Here is an 18,169-nt window from a genome sequence, read left to right as displayed (position 1 = left end):
AAATGTTTATTCATACGATTGAAATCTCCATATTCATTCCATCCCTGCCAAAACTTTCTATCTTTGCACACCCTTTTATAAACCTTTAAAAACTTTCAACTACCAATGAAAAATATAGCTGTAATAGGATCTGGCACCATGGGAAATGGCATTGCGCATGTATTCGCCCAGACCGGATACCAGGTTGCTCTTATCGACATTTCAGAAGATGCTTTAAAAAAAGCACTGGGTACTATTGAAAAAAACCTTGACCGGCAGATCAATAAAGAGATAATCACCGAAGAAGGAAAAAAAAATACCCTTAATAATATCACCACTTTCACAAGCACCGAAGAAGGTGTGAAAAATGCTGACCTGGTTGTAGAGGCTGCCACAGAGAATATAGACCTCAAATTGAAGATCTTCCAGGACCTTGATAAGTGGTGCGATGCCAAGACTATTTTGGCTACCAATACCTCCTCTATATCGATCACCAAAATAGCTGCTGTAACGCAACGTTCAGAAAAGGTGATAGGTATGCATTTTATGAATCCTGTGCCCGTAATGAAGCTGGTTGAGGTGATCAGGGGCTACAATACTACTGATGAGGTAACAGCTCAAATAATGGACCTTTCAAAAAATCTTGGTAAGGTGCCTGTTGAGGTAAATGACTATCCGGGCTTTGTGGCTAACAGAATATTGATGCCTATGATCAACGAAGCCATCTATTCTTTATATGAAGGAGTGGCCGGAGTGGAAGAAATTGATACGGTAATGAAGTTGGGCATGGCCCACCCTATGGGACCTCTGCAGTTGGCAGACTTTATTGGCCTGGATGTGTGCCTTTCTATTTTGAATGTACTCTATGATGGATTTGGCAATCCCAAATATGCACCATGCCCTCTGTTGGTGAATATGGTAGAAGCCGGACATAAAGGGGTAAAATCAGGTAGCGGCTTCTATAGCTGGGGGCATGGAACAAAAGACCTGATAGTAGCAGACCGATTTAAGAAGTAGTTTTCAGTTCTCAGTTCTCAGTTCTCAGTTCTTAGTTCTTAGTTTACAGTAGCTCCATGAACGGTGAACTAAGAACTGTGAACCGAGAACTGAAGCAATCAACAATATTTTTTACTGACTGCTTTGGCCTTGTCTGATCCAAGAGAAGCTGCCATTTGAAAATCAGCACATGCCCGGCTGATTTGATTGAGGTGTACTCGTAACAACCCTCTTGACAAGTAAGCATCCGCATATTCCTTATCTACGCTAATAGCGGCATTATATGCAGCCATAGCCTCTTGTAATTTTCCAAGCTTTTGGTATGCCTTTCCTTTTAGTGTATGAGCTATAACACTATTCTCGTTCTGGGCCAACACCTTCTCCGCATAGAATATGGTATTTTCATAATCCTGCTGGCGATAATAGTAGTCGCTGGTAATACTCAAATAGGCATTTGTATTGAGGGGGTCTTCTTTTACTACTTTGTTAAAATCTGCGAGCGCTTTTTCATATTCCCCAAGCTCTTCATAGGCCCTTCCTCTGTTATACAGCGATTTAACATGTGTAGGCTCTAATCGTAAATATTCAGTATAGGCCTTAACTGCCTCTTTATATTCTCCGTTTTTAAAATGTTTGTCGCCAAGATCGGATCGTTCATCCTTACAACCAGTTATAACTGCGAAACACAGCAACGCTATAAAAATATTCTTCATGCTTTTGTTCATGGTTAAAAAATAGTGGCTAACTGTCGGACGCCACTGAGGCTGCAAAGGTAGAACTTTTTTGGAAACAGTTCTCCGTTCTCCGTTCTCAGTTTTTCCGTTCTCAGTTTGTTTTTTATTCAGAATGAACTGAGAAATTGTGTGACTGCTTCCCAGTAACCCTTTGAGTCCGGGTACCTTGACCACAGCGCCCTTGAGCCATGGTTTCCGGCAGTTTCAGGCAGGTAGTACTGCTTCTTGTCGGATGGAATAGTCACATAGATACCCCACCAGTTATTCTTTTCATCTCTGGATGAAGTAATAAAAGCGGGCTGTGATACGTTTATAGCACTCGAAGTGATGTAATCTCTGGACCTGCCTTGTGAGGCAAAGTATTCTCCCGGTGAAAAGGCCAGTACCGCATCCACCTTGTCTGGCATGTCACCGGTCAGCTTCAGCGCCAGGGCAGCAGAATATGAACTCCCCCATACAATAAGTTTTCCCTCCGCAAAATTTTGATCGGCATAGTTAATTGCAGCGGTCATGTCTGGCAAGGCATCCACATATTGAGTCTCCTTCATTGCCTTTAGTGCATTCTGCCTCGTGATGTTCTGTACGTCATTTATTGCGCCACCGGATCGCAAGTCTACTGCGAGACAATTAAAACCCATGCTATTTAGCCGTGGAGCAATCTCGAGGTATTCTCCCCTACTCCAATTTGCCTGATGGAACAATACTATAAAAGGCGCTGTTGTGGGGTGTTTCATGTAAAGATCCCCAACTATTTCGAGGCCATCCTGAGATTTAAAACGGATAGTTTCCTTGCCTGAGGGGATGAAGCCAACACAGATCAAAAAGATCAATAGTGAGTATTTCATGTTTTCAGTATTGAGATATTAGTATTGAGACTGGAGCACCCATTTCCTTTGTCAATTTTCACTCAAGACTCACCACTAAATACTAAAGACTCAAGATTCGGTTGTAGTATGTCCGTGCAAGATATGAAAGTGAATCTACAACTGCAGCGTTTTGTAAGAAATATTGTAATATGGAGATAATAGTATTGAGACCAGAGTGTGAAGTCCCAAAAAGCGGAGCGTACCGGGGTACGTGAGCATTTTTGGCACGAGCATAACGCAGACATTGGCGTTTTCTTACAAACACTATTTAATGATACTCACTTCATTCTTTACGTTGTGATAACCTGAAAGCTCAACTGAAGTGCTGCCGATGAACATTTTTGCCTCTACCTTCAAAGGGATTTTGTTCTTATCATCGGATATCCAGGCTATTATTGAATCTTCTCCGTCAAAAAGTTCATTGTTGGGCATAATGGGGGCAAGCTTGATGGCATGAAACTTACCTGCTTTTGTTTTGATCTTGTCTTTGCCTCTATATTTCACATCCAGTTCATAAAAGGTGTCTTCAAAGAAACCCTTAACCGTGAACACCTCTCCTTTTTTCATTTTGGAAAAGTCAATGGTTCGTAGATACAGGTAACCGGCCAGCATATCCCGGATGTTTTCAGGTGCAGCATAATAATTTGGCTCTTTAAAATCACCGGTCTTCTTGTCTATCACCTTAGCTTCTATAAGATTGGTTCTGTGATCAAACCGGATGATCTCATTCTTTCGGTAATTACCTTCTTTTATATTCCGGTAAGAAATATGTGGTACTAACGCAGCCGAATCAACATATGCTCCCCAATGATCATCCACTTTTGCAATCCAATCCACCATACCGGTGGTTTTGCCATATACATCAATCTTGTAGCAATCACGATGGTTGATCCTGTAAAAATTGTCTCTAATGATCATCTCAGCGCTGCCGATGGCAAATATGCCAAAGCTTACTTTATACTCAAGTCTTTCTCCCCGCACAAAGCTATCGTGCGGCACCACAGGATAAACGTCACTGTCACCTGAGGTGAAGCTACTGAGTAGAATCAAAATAATAAAGAGAGGCAAAAGCTTTTTCATAGGTATAAATAATTTCAAATAGCCCGACAATCTTTTCTTTAATTTCCGCTACACTAAGCTATATTACTATATACACCAAGCCACCACAAAGTAAATGCCAAAATCAGACGGCTACATCATTTTCGCGCAGGGCCTGGTTAAGTGAAGTCTTTTTATCTGTACTTTCCTTACGCTTTCCAATGATCAAAGCGCAGGGAACCTGGTATTCTCCTGCAGGGAATTTTTTAGTATATGAACCCGGAATAACAACAGATCGTTCAGGTACATAGCCTTTTGTTTCTACTGGTTTATCACCAGTTACGTCAATGATCTTCGAGCTGGCAGTAAGCACAACATTGGCTCCCAGCACTGCTTCTTTGCCCACACGTACTCCCTCCACGATGATACACCTTGAGCCGATGAAGGCATTGTCTTCAATAATAACCGGGGCTGCCTGCACAGGCTCCAGCACCCCTCCTATACCAACGCCTCCACTGAGGTGAACGTTCTTTCCTATCTGAGCACAGCTACCCACCGTTGCCCAGGTATCCACCATGGTGCCCTCATCAACATAAGCTCCGATATTCACATATGAAGGCATCATTACCACTCCTCTGTTGACAAAAGAACCATAACGGGCAATGGCGTGGGGCACAACCCTTACACCCAGTTTTTCATAGTTATTTTTGAGCTTGATCTTATCATGAAACTCAAACGGGCCCACCTCGATGGTCTGCATTTTCATCAATGGGAAATAAAGTATCACTGCCTTCTTCACCCACTCATTGACTAACCAATTTTCACCGTTCGGTTCTGCCACGCGCCTTACGCCCTGGTCCAGATCTCCGACTATTGTTTTTACCGCTATTTGAACATCTTTTTCCTTGAGCAGGGCTCGGTTATCCCAGGCATTTTCTACAATTTCTCTTAAATCCATCAGCTATTATTGATTAATCTTTTATTATTACTGTATATGAAGAAACGCAAACTCGTCATCGCCTCTGTGCTCAAGCCTGTTGATGACACCAGGATGTATGAAAAATTTGGTCTTTCGTTGGGCCAAACAAGTAAATATGAAATAAATATCATAGGGTTTTGTGTAAAAAATATTCCGCAAACGGTAAACATCACTTTTCATCCGCTCTTTAATTTCAAAAGACTTAATATTTCCAGACTTGCTGCGCCATTCCAATGCTTAAAAAAATACCATCAACTAAGACCTGAACTGATCATCATCAATACGCATGAATTACTGATAGTTACATTTCTATACAGAATATTATTTGGCTGCAAAGTGGCGTATGACATCCAGGAAAATTACTACCGGAATATACTTTACACCAACACCTTCCCGCTGCTGATCAAACCATTCATAGCGGCCTACATCCGGGGCAAAGAATACCTCAGCCGGCTGTTTGTTGATCATTACTTTCTGGCAGAAAAACAGTATCAAAATGAATTTACTTTTGCCCGTGGAAAATGCACAGTGATTGAAAATAAATACCTACCCTCCGTAACGATTCCGGACGTTCAAAAACAGATAAAAAACAGTGAACAAATCACCCTCCTTTTTTCCGGTACTATAGGTGAAAGCACAGGGGTTTTCGAGTGCATTGCCCTGACAAAAAAACTGCATGAAATAAATCCCGAAATCAGGTTAAATATCATCGGCTATTGTGCCCAGAAAAGCACGTTGATCAAGCTGAAGGAAACAATAAAAAATTCGGACTTTATAACCCTCTTTGGAGGCTCGGAGCTGGTATCCCATCAGGAGGTTTTGGCCGCCATTCAAAAGGCTGATTTCGGAGTGGTTTATTACCCCACCAATAAGAGTACCATGAACACCATGCCCACTAAACTTTTCGAGTACCTGGGCAATGGACTGCCCATGCTTCTTCAGGACCATGAACCCTGGGTAGAACTGGCAGAAAAATATGAAGCCTGCATTCCGATCAACATCCACACCATCAACCCGGGGCAACTACTCAACAAAATGAAAAAACGAAAATTCTACACCACTATACCAAAAGATGAAATTTTATGGAGATCAGAGGAGAAAAAACTCATTGAAATAGTCAATAATTTACTGATATAGAATACTGCAAATCAATTGTTTAACATATTAAATATCAACTATCAATTAAACTCTATTTTATTATCATTTCACCCTCAATTCAGGTTATTTCAGGCATTGGCTCGTATTTTCATGGTTATTTTTACCAGTAACCAGTCCTTACATGTGTTTTAGACAAGCCTAAAAAACACAAGAATGAGTAACATTTCTTCCGTAATCGCATGAAAAACGCTGCTCTTTGTAATTTTTAATTATAATGTAAAAAATTTTTTAGATAAATCTAAAATACTATATTTGCTAAAAATTGGAAGCCCTATGTTAAGTTTTGCAGAGGAAAATTATTTGAAGACTATTTACCATCTAAGTGAAGGTACAAGCAATCCTGTATCCACCAATGCTATCGCTGATACCCTCAATACCCGGGCGGCTTCTGTTACAGATATGATTAAAAAATTGTCTAACAAAGGTGTTGTCACCTATCAAAAATACCGGGGGGTAAGGGTCTCTGAAGAAGGGCAAAAAGCTGCTCTTCAGGTTATCAGAAAGCACCGGCTTTGGGAGGTATTTTTGGTCCAGAAACTGAAGTTCAATTGGGACGAGGTTCATGATGTAGCAGAGCAACTGGAGCACATCAAATCTCCCCTACTCATCAGGCGTCTGGACGAGTTTCTAGGGTACCCAAAATACGACCCCCATGGAGACCCCATTCCAGACGAATCAGGAGAGTTTAAAGCCAAGCCCCAGGTGGCTCTAAGCGACTGCAAAATCGGACATGACGGAGTAGTGGTGGCAGTCAAAGATGCGAGTGCTGCTTTCCTCCAATATGTCGATAAAATTGGGGCTTACATTGGGGCTAAAATCAGGGTGATCGACAGGCTGGAATTTGATGGCTCGCTGGAGATCCTGATCGACAACAAAAAGACAGTTTTTATCTCAAAAGAAGTTTCGGAAAATATATGGATAGAAGAATAATCAAGCTGCTCATATTGTGTGTGGTATTAATCGCTGCATGTGGTAAGCCCCAAGAGCAGGGGTTGGAAAAAAGTCGGCTGAATATCGTTACTACCACAGGAATGATAGAAGATGCAGTGATGAACATTGTTGGCGACTCTGCCGATGTTATTTCATTGATGGGACCGGGCGTAGATCCTCACCTGTACAAAGCTACTCAGGGAGATCTGCAGCGGCTGACTTCGGCTGACGTGATCTTTTACAACGGCTTACACCTGGAAGGTAAAATGGGTGAAGTGTTGGAGAAGCTCTCGAGAATAAAGCCGGTGATTGCCGTGGCGGAAGATATTAACCCTGAGAAGTTGCGGAAGGTACCTGAGTTCAACAACAACTATGACCCTCACATATGGTTTGATGTAGCACTCTGGACTGAAGCTGTACGTAAAACGGGTGAAGCCTTACAGGACCTTGACAGCGCTCGTGCAGACTTTTACAGGACAAATACTCAGGCTTATGTAGGGCAACTGGATTCACTCCACAAATGGGTAAAAGATGAAATATCCACCATTCCTAAAGCGCAGCGGACACTGATTACCGCCCATGATGCTTTTGGCTATTTTGGTGATGCTTATGATATTGAAGTACGGGGATTACAAGGCATCTCTACTCTATCCGAATATGGTCTCAGAGATGTCTCCCACCTGGTGACATTTATCGTAGACCGTAAGATCAAGGCCGTATTTGTTGAAACATCCGTATCAGAAAAAGCTATTAACGCAGTGGTTGAAGGCGCCCGTAAGCGTGGCTTTGATGTAAAGATTGGCGGTAACCTGTACTCCGATGCCATGGGAAAAAAAGGAACAAAAGAAGGAACGTATATAGGAATGGTAACAGCAAACGTAAACACAATTGTTGAGGCGCTGAAATAGTTCTCAGTTCTCAGTTCTCAGTTCTCAGTTCTCAGTTCTCAGTTCTCAGTTTACAGTTTACAGTTTTTTCAGTTTTCAGTTTATACTTTAAGCACTTTAAGCGATTTAACTATTGACTAATGACCAACGATAAGACTATCATCAATCAAGTTCATCATGTTGAGAACCCTGTGCTGGAGGTTCATGACCTGACTGTGTCTTATGATAAGAAGCCTGTGCTATGGGATGTGGACCTAACGCTACCCTATGGTAAGCTGATCGGTATAGTGGGTCCCAACGGTGCCGGCAAATCCACGCTGATAAAATCGGTCATGGGCCTTACACCCAATAGCAGCGGCTATGTAAAACTTTTCGATCAGAGCCTAAGGGAAGCGCGTGGGAAGATCAGCTATGTACCACAACGTGAGTCTGTAGATTGGGATTTCCCGGCTTCCGTACTCGATGTGGTACTCATGGGTAGGTACGGCAAATTGGGGCTCTTCAGGCGCCCCAGAAAGGCCGACAAAGATATAGCAATGGACAGTCTGCGGAAGGTAGGTATGGAAGCATATGAAAAAAGACAGATATCACAGTTATCAGGTGGCCAGCAGCAGCGCGTGTTCCTGGCAAGGGCATTGGCTCAGCAGGCGGATCTGTACTTTATGGACGAGCCGTTTGCCGGTGTAGACGCTGCTACGGAAAAAGCGATCATTAGCCTGCTTCGCGAAATGTCTGCCAAAGGCAAGACGGTGATCGTTGTACATCACGACCTCCAATCTGTTACCCAGTATTTCGATTGGGTGATCCTGCTTAATATGCGACTGGTAGCCTCAGGGCCCGTGGAAAAGGTATTCACTACAGAACTACTACAGGAGACCTATGGAGGTAAGCTCACGCTGTTGAGTGATGTTGGAGACCTGATCCGCCAGCAGCAGTTTCCTAACAGAGAAAAGACCCCTGACTCAAAATCCGGTTGATATGGATAGTTTCTTTGAATTCTTTTCCTTCTCAGACCCTAACATCAGGTACGTGGTGATAGGCTCCCTCCTGCTCACCAGCAGTTCGGCTATCGTAGGTACGTTCACTTTTCTGAAGAAAAAGGCACTTGTAGGTGATGCCGTGGCCCATGCTGTGCTTCCCGGCGTATGTCTGTCATTCATCTTGTCAGGCGAGAAAAGTCCCATAATACTTATTATCGGAGCATTTTTAACAGGTTGGCTGTCGTTAGTATTGATCGATATTATTACTGCCAAATCGAAGCTAAAGGAAGACACAGCCATAGGCCTGATACTGTCTGTATTTTTTGGAATAGGTATTTTTATGTTGACGATAATCCAAAAATCCGGGAATGCCTCTCAAACCGGTCTTGATCAGTTCCTTTTTGGGAAAGCAGCTTCTCTGGTGGGTTTTGACCTTATTGTTTTTGCCGTAATTGCTGTTATCCTTATTGTAAGTGTATGGCTCTTTTTTAAGGAACTCACCCTTCTGGCCTTTGATGAAGAATTTGCAGTTACACTAGGCCTGCCTGTCAGGGCCATCGAACTTTTACTTACCACGCTTACGGTATTGGCGGTTGTGGTGGGCATTCAGGCTGTTGGTGTAGTACTTATGGCTGCTATGCTGATCACCCCGGCTGCCGCAGCTCGCTTCTGGACACACAACATCACTACTATGATATGGCTTGCAGCAATTTTCGGTTCGCTAAGCGGACTGGCAGGCGCCTATATCTCATACATTGCCCCGTCTATGCCAACCGGGCCTTGGATCGTTGTGGTCATTTCAACCATTGCCTTCATTTCATTTTTTCTGGCACCGGGACGAGGCATCCTGTACAGAGTAAAGACACAACGCAGGATCAAAAAACAGATCAATGACGAAAATATCCTGAAAGCACTGTATCATTTGGGAGAAGAAGGAAAGAAATTTTATGAAAAGCGCACTCTACAAGAAATTCTTTCCAAAAGAAAATTTGAGCCTCAGGCTCTAAAAAGCGGGCTAAAAAGATTGAGAAGTGATGGATATCTAAAGAATGAAAACGGTTATTGGTCGTTCACACGGGCAGGCAAGCGCAAAGGACAACGTACGGTGAAGCTTCACCGGCTATGGGAGTTATATCTCACCCAGTACCTCCGCATAGCCCCTGATCACGTGCATGACGATGCAGATACTATTGAGCACATACTAACACCGGAGCTGGAAGCCAGACTTGAAAAATTGTTGAATTACCCAAAAGTAGATCCGCATCAGTCGGAAATACCGTATGGATGACTGGTTGCTGGCTACTGGTCTCTGGTAGCTGGTTCTTCGCACACGTAGCCTGGTTGAATTTTGTGTTAAGTATTGAACAAAAACGAATCAAATTAAAAAACAAAAAGATTATGAGTTATAGAAAACTCGAAGTTTGGCAATTAGCGCGAGAAGTATCTGTTAAAATACATAAGATGACCCTCACCCTTCCAAGTTTTGAGCTTTACGAAACAGGAAGTCAGATTAGAAGATCAAGTAAATCGGTAAGAGCAAATATTGTAGAGGGATATGGAAGAAGAAAATACAAGAATGAGTATTTGAGGTTCCTGATATATAGTTTAGCCTCTAATGATGAAACCAGAGATCATTTAGAGGTGCTCTATGAGACCTGTTCTTTAAAAGATAAAAAAGAGTATGAAGAGTTAGCCTCAGAAATTGAACTACTTGGAAGAAAATTGAACAGATTCATAAGTGCTATTGAAAACACACAATAAAAAACCGGACCAGAGACCAGAAACCAGAAACCAGAAACCAGAAACAAGTATGCATGCACTACAAATCATATTAACCGGTTCGATAGTGGCCATCTCGTGTGGACTGCTGGGGTGTTATCTCATTCTCAGGAGGATGGCTATGGTGGGTGATGCCATTTCACATGCGGTACTTCCCGGGATCGTTATCGCTTTTCTGCTTACAGGTGCCAGAGATTCTGCAACTATGGTAATTGGGGCTGGTATTTTAGGGGTTTTAACAACTTTCCTCATTGAATTTTTTCACAAAAAGGGCAGATTGCAAACGGATGCTTCTATTGGTGTTACTTTCACCTGGCTTTTTGCTATCGGTGTGATCCTGATATCTGCTTTTGCAGGAAAAGTAGACCTGGACCAGGATTGTGTCCTCTATGGAGAGATCGCTTACGTACCGCTAGATCTTTGGATCACCGAATCAGGACTCATTATGGGGCCCAGGGTGCTGTATACTACTGGTGCTGTGCTGGTTGTTATCCTGATCTTTATCCTTTTTGGCTATAAAGAACTTTTCCTAACTACCTTTGACCCTGCTTATGCCTCAGCCATCGGTATTTCAACAGCCTTATGGCACTATCTGCTCATGGGAGCGGTATCCATCACAACCGTAGCTTCCTTTGAAGCTGTCGGAGCCATTTTGGTGGTTGCGCTGCTAATAGCTCCACCTGCAACGGCTTATCTGCTTACCGAAAATTTCAAATTCATGCTGGTCACCACAGTGGCCCTGGGTATTTTAGTTTCTTTTTCCGGGTACTACATTGCCGTGTGGCTGGATGGCTCTATTGCTGGCGCTATGGCTTCTGTGGCCGGCATTTTATTCGGCATGGCATTCTTGTTTGCCCCGGGCAGCGGGATAATAATTAAGGTGATAAGGAGATAAAACTAATCTCCACGACTATCAGGATGGTAATAAAAACTTATCATTGGTACCAGAGGGAGAGATCCATGCATCTTTGGAGCAGTTACTTGTCTCTAGACCCCTCTCCATGAAATACATGAAATCGGGATGGGATGACATCCTTAATGACGCGTTAAAAGCTTGTCTCCCGCACTAAAAGACGCGACTCAACGGCATCATTTTCAGTTAGCAGGAGCAGAAGGCAATTCGACCGAAGCAGCCTAACTAATACTGACTTCATCTGTTAATAGTTTCGATGCGAATTGAAACTATTTTACTGAAATGAAGAAGCTCAGTTATCTCTCTTTTGCAATCATATATATGTCTCTTTTCTTCGCTTGCAGTAGTGATGAAGAACTTCCATTGGAGGAACCTGATAAGGACCCATGCGAGACGGCAGGACCTCCTGAATTCCTGACCGCACCCGAAATCTTCTACGGAAGGAACAGTGCGAACATACACGTGCAAACTAATATGCCCGCTACGGTTTATTATGTGATATCGGACACAGAGATCACAGATAAGACTGCTACTAATGTAAAAGAAGCCGCTTTATCAGATACAGGATTTATCAGTGCAAGCTTTATTACCGTAAGCTGTCAAAATATTGACAGTACGAATATCGTTACCATAGAGGGTCTGCCTGAAGAAACAGAACTGTTTACTTACCTGGTCGCTGAAAGCTATGCTACAGATACTGTTCTTCAAAATGAGGTGACTGCTTTTCAGTTTAAGACAAAAAAGCGATTGGATATAGAAACTTACCAATCGCCTATGAAGGCCCGTGCCGTGCTCTATGTTCGCTATGTACCCGATGAAGTAGGTTTTATACATCCTGAAAAGAAGCTGCTCCCTTTGATCATATTCCTGGGGGGCAATGGGGAGGTTGCACCTCCCGGGGAGATCAAATTAATTCAAAATGGATCTATTCCCAAGTATCTTAACGATGGGCATGACATTCCCTTTATTGTAATTGCTCCCGAACACACCGAGGAAGAGTGGGACGTGGATTTCATACACGAGGTAGTGGAATATTCCCTGGAAACCTATGCTGTGGACCCCAACCGAATTATCATCACCGGAATGAGTGGCGGAGGCATTGGCACGCTCAGTTATGCGATGGCTTACCCGGAGATACCAGCCGCCATAGTGCCTATTTCAGGAGAAGGAGAAACCGAACAGGCATGTAAACTAACCGACTTGGCCGTTTGGGCATTTCACAACCAGGAGGACCCTAAGGTACCATCTGCCGGATCTGTGGAAATGATCAACGCTATAAAAGCATGTGATCCCGGACCATTAAAAGAGGTCAACCTGACGATCTTCCTGGATGAGGGACACAACTGCTGGATAAGGGTATACAACCCTGACAGCAACATGTGGGAATTGGACCCAAGCGTGGAACCAGTTAATATCTATGACTGGATGCTGGGGCAGTCAAAGTGACAGGCTACAAAAAGCTAATCTTTTTTCCCCGCGAATACAACCCGAACGTCAGCCCTCCTTTGCTGCTCGGGTGGGGAATCTTCATCAATAGCACCAAAACCCCTTGCTACAATACGCTCCTCACTGATGCCTTTACCTATAAAATAATTCAGAACTATCAGTGCCCGCTTATGGGAAAGATCCAGGTTATATCGTGGGTTTCCATCAGAGCTGGCAAAACCGGCTATGTCTATATTTAAAACATCATGCTTGTTAACAAGGTGAACAATACTGTCTAATTCTAACCGATGCTCCTCATTTATGGCGCTTTGATCGGTATTGAAAAATATCTTATGACTGTGATTCATGAGTTCCAGCTCATGTTTTTCGAATTGATTGGTTTTGGTTAATTGCTCCACCTCTACTTCCTTCAACATTTCCTCCTGCTCCTGGGTCAGAATAACAATGGGTTTATGCTCCTTATCTCCATGATATTTCACCATGAATATGTCGGTAAATCCGAGCCCCCCGGCTCTTACGGAAGCAAAATATCCTCTACGCCCATCCACTGACATCTGAAAAAATATTTCATCATCAGGAGTATTCACCGGATAGCCCAGGTTTTCCGGCTGCGACCACTCCCCTGAGGCGCTATCATATACGGACCTGAAGATATCATATCCACCATAGCCTTTGTGACCTGAGCTACTGAAGTATAGTGTTTTACCATCTGCCGCCAGGTAAGGGCTATCGTCATCAAACTTTGTGTTGATTACCGGCCCAAGGCTTTTTGATTTATACCAATTGCCCTTTTCATCTTTGGTACAATAATAAATATCGATACCTCCCTCCCCACCCGGGCGATTGCTGGTATACAAGATAACATCGGGCGATGATGTTTCGGAAACTGCATTCTCCGAATACATGGAAGAGTTGATCTTGTCGGTGAGGAATTTTGGTTCAGACCAATTGGTACCATCAAAATCCGAATAATAGATGTCTCCCATACCGGTGTCTTTATATAAGTATAGCCTGGTGCCATCTACGGAAAGCGCAATATTTGAGTCGTGAAATTCAGTATTTATCGGAGGACCTATATTTTTTGCCGGTGTCCACTCCCCATTTACTTTGCGGGAGTAAAAGACATCTTCAAAGTAAAAATTATCCCGGTCCACATCTGGAGTGGTATTATCTTCCTGCCTTCTGGATGTGAATATCAATAAAGTTTCGTCTCTATTGATAACAGGAGCATAGTCCGGCCATACGGAGTTGATGGCCTCGCCCATTGGTATAACAGTATATTGAGCCGGACGACCGATAATATCTTTTGCGTTGGTACATTCCAAGATCCGTCTATTCACCTTATCCAGCGGCACCCTGTCGGTACCCCTATAGCTTTTATTCCCCAGTAGCTTTCTTTTATATCGTTCGTAATAATCGAGCGCCTTATCGAAATCAAGACCATAGTGGTAGGCCCTGCCAATGTAATAAGACAGATCAAACCGATAATTGGGTTTCTGCTGCTCAATTCTCAGCAGGTATTTAACAGCTTCGTCTTTATTGATAGTTTCAAGATATAGACTTCCCGCCATCCAGTTGGCTTTAAGGTTGGCAGGGTCCAGGTCAGCGGCCTGTACATAAAGCTCTTTGGCAATTTCAATAGCCTCCTTTTGCTGACTGTATATCTGATCAGCCTGCTCCAGGTACAATTGAGCTTGTTGTACCGGATCTTCCTGAGAAAATGCTATTCCATAAGCTGCAAAAAATATAAACAGAGTAAATGAAAATCTCATGATCAAAAATAAACCTGAACTCTTAATATATAGAAAATATCGATCTTCTTCTATATAACGTGCCTGCTTTTCACAAAATTTACAGCAAGTCCACTGCCAGTTTTATTTTCGATCATGAGAATGGGCCTATTGAAATACTACTATAGCATGCACAGGCTTTCCTGAGTTTTTACGAAGTATAACATTATACAGGCCAGGAGGAAGCTGCTCCCTTTGCAATACAGCTCCATTTGTGACACTATCTATTTTCCTAACAACCCGTCCATGGGAGTCAACCATCATTAATTCATATTCTTCTCCATCCGGCGTAAATTCCAAATTGATCTTATCTGTTCCCGGATTGGGATAAAAAACCATGTTCAGCGCTCCGTTATTACGTTCCGCAATATTTGACAGTACCTTCACTTTACTTTCACCATTGGCTGATCGCTGGTCGTGCGACACCTCTTTCCGAAGGCATGCGGGTTGGCCTTCAACGGCCAGTCGATAGTGCTTGAGCGCTGGTGCAGGAGCCGGTATGGTATAGGAGGTGACCTGCTCCGAAGCACGATCCAGAAGCCCCATTTTTTCAGGGGAAGTGCCTGCATATATAAGGATGTCCTTGTATTCGAAACCATCATATTTATTCCACTGAAGTGTAATTGCATCTCCCAGTTCCTCTATCACCTCCAAATGCAGTGCACTAAGGCTTCCATCAGGCTCAGATTCAATACCACATTGATCTATTGCACTTACCCTGTACCTTAAATCGCCCTTACCTCCGGCCGGCTGCTCGTCAAAAAATTCATTAACAGTTCCTGCAACAGTACCAATTAATTTGTACTCACCAACATGATCCTCTGATCTGTAGATATTAAACCCATTGGCAGAGGTCCCTGAAACCGTGTTCCACACCACCTGATTGCTACCTTCGGAAGTTGCTGTCACATAACATATTGCAGGCTGCTCTGCCTCGGACTCCGGTGAAAGATCATCGATAGTATAGGTACAATAGTTAGCATCTCTCACTATTATCTCCTGGTCGAGGGCCGGGTCAATCGCAATGGTACTGCTCATGGCCGGTCCACGCTTCACTATAGACAAGCCATAGGTATGGTCAACATAGATCAGGTGATTGTCATAGGTAGCAGCTAGTGGTACAAAGTTTTGACCGTAGGAATAGTCTCCGGTAGCCCGTCTGTTGAGTACAGCTCCGGTATCATCGAATGTGAGCAGGTAACTTCCTATATAAAGATCAAATCCGCCTTCACCCCTCAGCCAGCTCCAGGCCATTTCCCCGGATACATATATTTTTCCATCAATATCAGCAGCTATATCATAGGCCATATCGAACGTGGGCATACCCGTGATCTGTACGTATTCCGTAGCCCACTCAATGGCTCCGTTAACACCATTAAGACGTGCGAGTATCATTACCGCCCCGGCAAACTGCGCATCCCCAAATGAAGATAAATTGCTGCGGAAATGAGCCATTACATATACATTCCCGGCTTTATCCAAGGTTATAGCCCTTCCGTAATCATGGTTCTTTGCTCCGCCTCCCTGATTGGCCCATTGAGCCACTCCCTGAGAATTATATTTGGCTATATAGGCATCTCTGAGTCCTGAGCTTTTCAAATATATTCCACCAAAGGAAATATCTGTAGCAAAGCCACCAGTGAGAAAAATATCCCCATTGGCGGCAACATGCATATCATGGTTTTCCTCGGTGTTCTTTCCCTTTATGGGTTTCACCCATTGAAAAATGCCATTGCTGTTATACTTTGCCAGATAGAGATCTGTAGGCCCAAGGATATTGCCGAATGAAGTACCCTCAAAGGTATTACTGGAGGTTGTGCCTGCAACATAGATATTCTCCTGGGCATCAACACCTACATTGTAGACCCCTTTGACAATTTTATGTATCCAAAGCAAATTCCCTTTTTTATCAAATCGTGCGATATAACCGTTTTCCTTCAACACCAGACTTCCGTCCGGAGTAATTAACTCACCCTGGCCACTTACGTTAAAGGCCAGCACACTATTTCCATTGGCATCCACAGCCAGGTCAGCGAACCTACCCCCAATGAAATTTACTTTCCATTTGAATTCACCATTGGCATAAGCGCTAGCCAGATAAATACCTTCCTTCCCCTCCTCTCCTACACTACCATCTTCAAACCTGATCACCTGATCATATTCTCCGGCAAAATATACATTATCTTCAGCGTCTACCTCCACACCTCCTACAGGCACCACCCAGCCATTGTAATTAGCAAACATTCTCCATACTTCTGCAGACGCAACTCCTAATGTCTGAAAGGGAGCATTATCAATACTGTAACTATACGGAGCAGTACCTCCTTTTACTTGCAATTGCGCCTCCTTATAGTTGCACTCTGTATAATCCAGGGTGGCTGACAATGCCTGCGGTTCGTCCACCAGCACAGTTAAAGAGGCTGTTTTTTGGAACGCATCTTTTATTTCTACAGTGTAAACACCAGCCGAAAGTCCTGCAATATCCTCACTGTTACTGCCATTATTCCATGTAAACGCATACGGAGGGGTTCCCCCTTCTACTATCAGATCAATGCTACCATCACTTCCTCCCTTGCAACTCACATGGGTCACCTGATATCTCGGGCCTTTGGAAATTGAGTAATTTAATGGATCTGAATAATAAGAAGTACCCTCTCTATCAATCAACGAACCTACAATAACACTTTCGCCGGGTGTTAAATTTAGATGGAATGGATGCCAGGGCATAGATATCTGTGAATAGTCAACATTTTGGCCATTCCGTGACACGTCCAATTGAATTGCCTCGGGATGTACTCCAATAGAATTAAAAACCAAGCTGCTTTGTCCGGCTATGTTTTCTTTTCTGGAGTTGTCATACTTTTCAGCGCCAAACCATTGGAAATGTGAATCATCACCCGCAAAGGATATTTCTTTCACTCCAAAATTGACGTGATTAGCATGAGGAAATGAAATAAACTGAACTTGTTCCTTTTCTGCAAAGTCAGCCAGGGGAATACTCACCTCCAGCCAGCCATCCTCAAGTTCTGCGGCATCGTCCAGGTAATTACCAACAATTACACCTGCCTTTCCGTTGAGCCGGAAGTGAACTTTGCTCCAATTGGTGTTACTGAAATCTTTCAGGGTCAACTCAAGAAATTGGTATCCGGATTTGTTCAGTTTTAACGGATTTTGGGTGTAAACAGCATCTTCATCATACCCAAGCTCTATGGATGCAAATTTGCTTGTACTTTCCACTTGCAGGAAATCCATTTGAGGTACACCGGAAATTGTTAAATGTGCCGCCACTTGATCAGGAGCTAATTTATCCATATCGTCCATCTGCAGTTGTACAACCGGTGGCCCCTGGACCATCGTACTGTAGGTAGATTGTTCTGTCTCATTGTAGGCTTTCACCCTGTAGAAATAGCTTTTATTGCCGGAAATGTCTGTATCGGTATACTGAAATACACCCGGACCCAGATCTGCAACTACCTGAAAACCTCCCCCGGAGGATTCGCTGCGTTCTACTACAAAGCCATCCTGACCAACACCTAAATAGTTCCATGAAAAAGAGACATTGGAGGAATTAATATGATCAACAGAAATATCTGACGGTGGAACCAGTCCCTGTGCAACAACTATAGAACATAGCATGATCTTACATGCTGAAAAAGTAAATGCGGAAGCCAACGCTTTCATTTTTTTAAGTATT

15 protein-coding genes are annotated in these 18,169 nt (G+C 43.3%); 9 read left to right on the top strand and 6 right to left on the bottom strand.

Annotated elements, in window-relative coordinates:
* Nucleotides 1-105 precede the first annotated feature (105 nt).
* Complete coding sequence (locus C900_RS23835) at nucleotides 106-996, top strand: 3-hydroxyacyl-CoA dehydrogenase family protein (RefSeq protein WP_009582883.1); 891 nt, start codon at nucleotides 106-108, stop codon at nucleotides 994-996.
* Nucleotides 997-1,094: 98 nt separating this feature from the next.
* On the opposite strand, the gene C900_RS23830 is transcribed toward C900_RS23835, so the two are convergent.
* The 4 genes from C900_RS23830 to C900_RS23815 all read right to left on the bottom strand — a co-directional run bounded on the left by C900_RS23830 (nucleotide 1,095) and on the right by C900_RS23815 (nucleotide 4,571).
* Entirely contained in the window at nucleotides 1,095-1,688 is a 594-nt protein-coding gene (locus C900_RS23830) for a tetratricopeptide repeat protein (RefSeq protein WP_185113995.1), read from the bottom strand.
* Nucleotides 1,689-1,816: 128 nt separating this feature from the next.
* Nucleotides 1,817-2,554 (bottom strand): alpha/beta hydrolase, encoded by a 738-nt coding sequence (locus C900_RS23825; protein WP_051052991.1) that lies wholly within the window; start codon nucleotides 2,552-2,554, stop codon nucleotides 1,817-1,819.
* 285 nt (nucleotides 2,555-2,839) lie between these two features.
* Entirely contained in the window at nucleotides 2,840-3,655 is an 816-nt protein-coding gene (locus tag C900_RS23820; RefSeq protein ID WP_040497428.1) for a DUF3108 domain-containing protein, read from the bottom strand.
* A 103-nt stretch (nucleotides 3,656-3,758) separates the two neighbouring features.
* Nucleotides 3,759-4,571, bottom strand: coding sequence for a 2,3,4,5-tetrahydropyridine-2,6-dicarboxylate N-succinyltransferase (locus tag C900_RS23815; RefSeq protein ID WP_009582879.1), 813 nt, complete (start codon nucleotides 4,569-4,571; stop codon nucleotides 3,759-3,761).
* Between the two features lie 36 nt (nucleotides 4,572-4,607).
* Between C900_RS23815 and C900_RS23810 the strand changes: the two genes are divergently transcribed.
* The 8 genes from C900_RS23810 to C900_RS23775 all read left to right on the top strand — a co-directional run bounded on the left by C900_RS23810 (nucleotide 4,608) and on the right by C900_RS23775 (nucleotide 12,685).
* Nucleotides 4,608-5,729 (top strand): glycosyltransferase, encoded by a 1,122-nt coding sequence (locus tag C900_RS23810; RefSeq protein WP_040497427.1) that lies wholly within the window; start codon nucleotides 4,608-4,610, stop codon nucleotides 5,727-5,729.
* A gap of 294 nt (nucleotides 5,730-6,023) precedes the next feature.
* Nucleotides 6,024-6,680, top strand: coding sequence for a metal-dependent transcriptional regulator (locus tag C900_RS23805; protein WP_009582876.1), 657 nt, complete (start codon nucleotides 6,024-6,026; stop codon nucleotides 6,678-6,680).
* Nucleotides 6,665-7,588, top strand: a complete 924-nt coding sequence (locus C900_RS23800; RefSeq protein WP_009582875.1) for a metal ABC transporter solute-binding protein, Zn/Mn family — start codon at nucleotides 6,665-6,667, stop codon at nucleotides 7,586-7,588. The genes C900_RS23805 and C900_RS23800 overlap by 16 nt, the downstream gene beginning before the upstream one ends.
* A 119-nt stretch (nucleotides 7,589-7,707) precedes the next feature.
* Nucleotides 7,708-8,544: a metal ABC transporter ATP-binding protein gene (locus tag C900_RS23795; protein ID WP_009582874.1), complete on the top strand. Its 837-nt coding sequence runs from the start codon at nucleotides 7,708-7,710 to the stop codon at nucleotides 8,542-8,544.
* Nucleotide 8,545: 1 nt separating this feature from the next.
* Nucleotides 8,546-9,835, top strand: coding sequence for a metal ABC transporter permease (locus C900_RS23790; protein ID WP_009582873.1), 1,290 nt, complete (start codon nucleotides 8,546-8,548; stop codon nucleotides 9,833-9,835).
* A 110-nt stretch (nucleotides 9,836-9,945) separates the two neighbouring features.
* Complete coding sequence (locus C900_RS23785) at nucleotides 9,946-10,308, top strand: four helix bundle protein (protein ID WP_040497439.1); 363 nt, start codon at nucleotides 9,946-9,948, stop codon at nucleotides 10,306-10,308.
* A gap of 49 nt (nucleotides 10,309-10,357) precedes the next feature.
* Nucleotides 10,358-11,221, top strand: coding sequence for a metal ABC transporter permease (locus C900_RS23780; RefSeq protein ID WP_040497438.1), 864 nt, complete (start codon nucleotides 10,358-10,360; stop codon nucleotides 11,219-11,221).
* 300 nt (nucleotides 11,222-11,521) lie between these two features.
* Complete coding sequence (locus C900_RS23775; protein WP_040497426.1) at nucleotides 11,522-12,685, top strand: carboxylesterase family protein; 1,164 nt, start codon at nucleotides 11,522-11,524, stop codon at nucleotides 12,683-12,685.
* A gap of 14 nt (nucleotides 12,686-12,699) precedes the next feature.
* Here C900_RS23775 and C900_RS23770 read toward each other — a convergent pair whose 3' ends face one another.
* Nucleotides 12,700-14,457: an OmpA family protein gene (locus C900_RS23770; RefSeq protein ID WP_009582869.1), complete on the bottom strand. Its 1,758-nt coding sequence runs from the start codon at nucleotides 14,455-14,457 to the stop codon at nucleotides 12,700-12,702.
* 126 nt (nucleotides 14,458-14,583) lie between these two features.
* Nucleotides 14,584-18,156: an SBBP repeat-containing protein gene (locus C900_RS23765; protein WP_009582868.1), complete on the bottom strand. Its 3,573-nt coding sequence runs from the start codon at nucleotides 18,154-18,156 to the stop codon at nucleotides 14,584-14,586.
* Nucleotides 18,157-18,169: the final 13 nt, after the last annotated feature.

It is taken from the genome of Fulvivirga imtechensis AK7 (genome assembly GCF_000331535.1).
Classification (GTDB): domain Bacteria; phylum Bacteroidota; class Bacteroidia; order Cytophagales; family Cyclobacteriaceae; genus Fulvivirga; species Fulvivirga imtechensis.
Note: the sequence above shows the minus strand (reverse complement) of the source record. Positions and strands in the feature narration are given on the sequence as shown.

What these genes read in the sequence shown, in the direction of transcription:
- C900_RS23780 (WP_040497438.1), top strand. Translation starts at nt 10,358, where the DNA reads ATGCATGCACTACAAATCATATTAACCGGTTCGATAGTGGCCATCTCG.
- C900_RS23775 (WP_040497426.1), top strand. Translation starts at nt 11,522, where the DNA reads ATGAAGAAGCTCAGTTATCTCTCTTTTGCAATCATATATATGTCTCTT.
- C900_RS23805 (WP_009582876.1), top strand. Translation starts at nt 6,024, where the DNA reads ATGTTAAGTTTTGCAGAGGAAAATTATTTGAAGACTATTTACCATCTA.
- C900_RS23765 (WP_009582868.1), bottom strand. Translation starts at nt 18,156, where the DNA reads ATGAAAGCGTTGGCTTCCGCATTTACTTTTTCAGCATGTAAGATCATG.
- C900_RS23825 (WP_051052991.1), bottom strand. Translation starts at nt 2,554, where the DNA reads ATGAAATACTCACTATTGATCTTTTTGATCTGTGTTGGCTTCATCCCC.
- C900_RS23830 (WP_185113995.1), bottom strand. Translation starts at nt 1,688, where the DNA reads ATGAAGAATATTTTTATAGCGTTGCTGTGTTTCGCAGTTATAACTGGT.
- C900_RS23785 (WP_040497439.1), top strand. Translation starts at nt 9,946, where the DNA reads ATGAGTTATAGAAAACTCGAAGTTTGGCAATTAGCGCGAGAAGTATCT.
- C900_RS23770 (WP_009582869.1), bottom strand. Translation starts at nt 14,457, where the DNA reads ATGAGATTTTCATTTACTCTGTTTATATTTTTTGCAGCTTATGGAATA.
- C900_RS23790 (WP_009582873.1), top strand. Translation starts at nt 8,546, where the DNA reads ATGGATAGTTTCTTTGAATTCTTTTCCTTCTCAGACCCTAACATCAGG.
- C900_RS23815 (WP_009582879.1), bottom strand. Translation starts at nt 4,571, where the DNA reads ATGGATTTAAGAGAAATTGTAGAAAATGCCTGGGATAACCGAGCCCTG.
- C900_RS23810 (WP_040497427.1), top strand. Translation starts at nt 4,608, where the DNA reads ATGAAGAAACGCAAACTCGTCATCGCCTCTGTGCTCAAGCCTGTTGAT.
- C900_RS23820 (WP_040497428.1), bottom strand. Translation starts at nt 3,655, where the DNA reads ATGAAAAAGCTTTTGCCTCTCTTTATTATTTTGATTCTACTCAGTAGC.
- C900_RS23835 (WP_009582883.1), top strand. Translation starts at nt 106, where the DNA reads ATGAAAAATATAGCTGTAATAGGATCTGGCACCATGGGAAATGGCATT.
- C900_RS23795 (WP_009582874.1), top strand. Translation starts at nt 7,708, where the DNA reads ATGACCAACGATAAGACTATCATCAATCAAGTTCATCATGTTGAGAAC.
- C900_RS23800 (WP_009582875.1), top strand. Translation starts at nt 6,665, where the DNA reads ATGGATAGAAGAATAATCAAGCTGCTCATATTGTGTGTGGTATTAATC.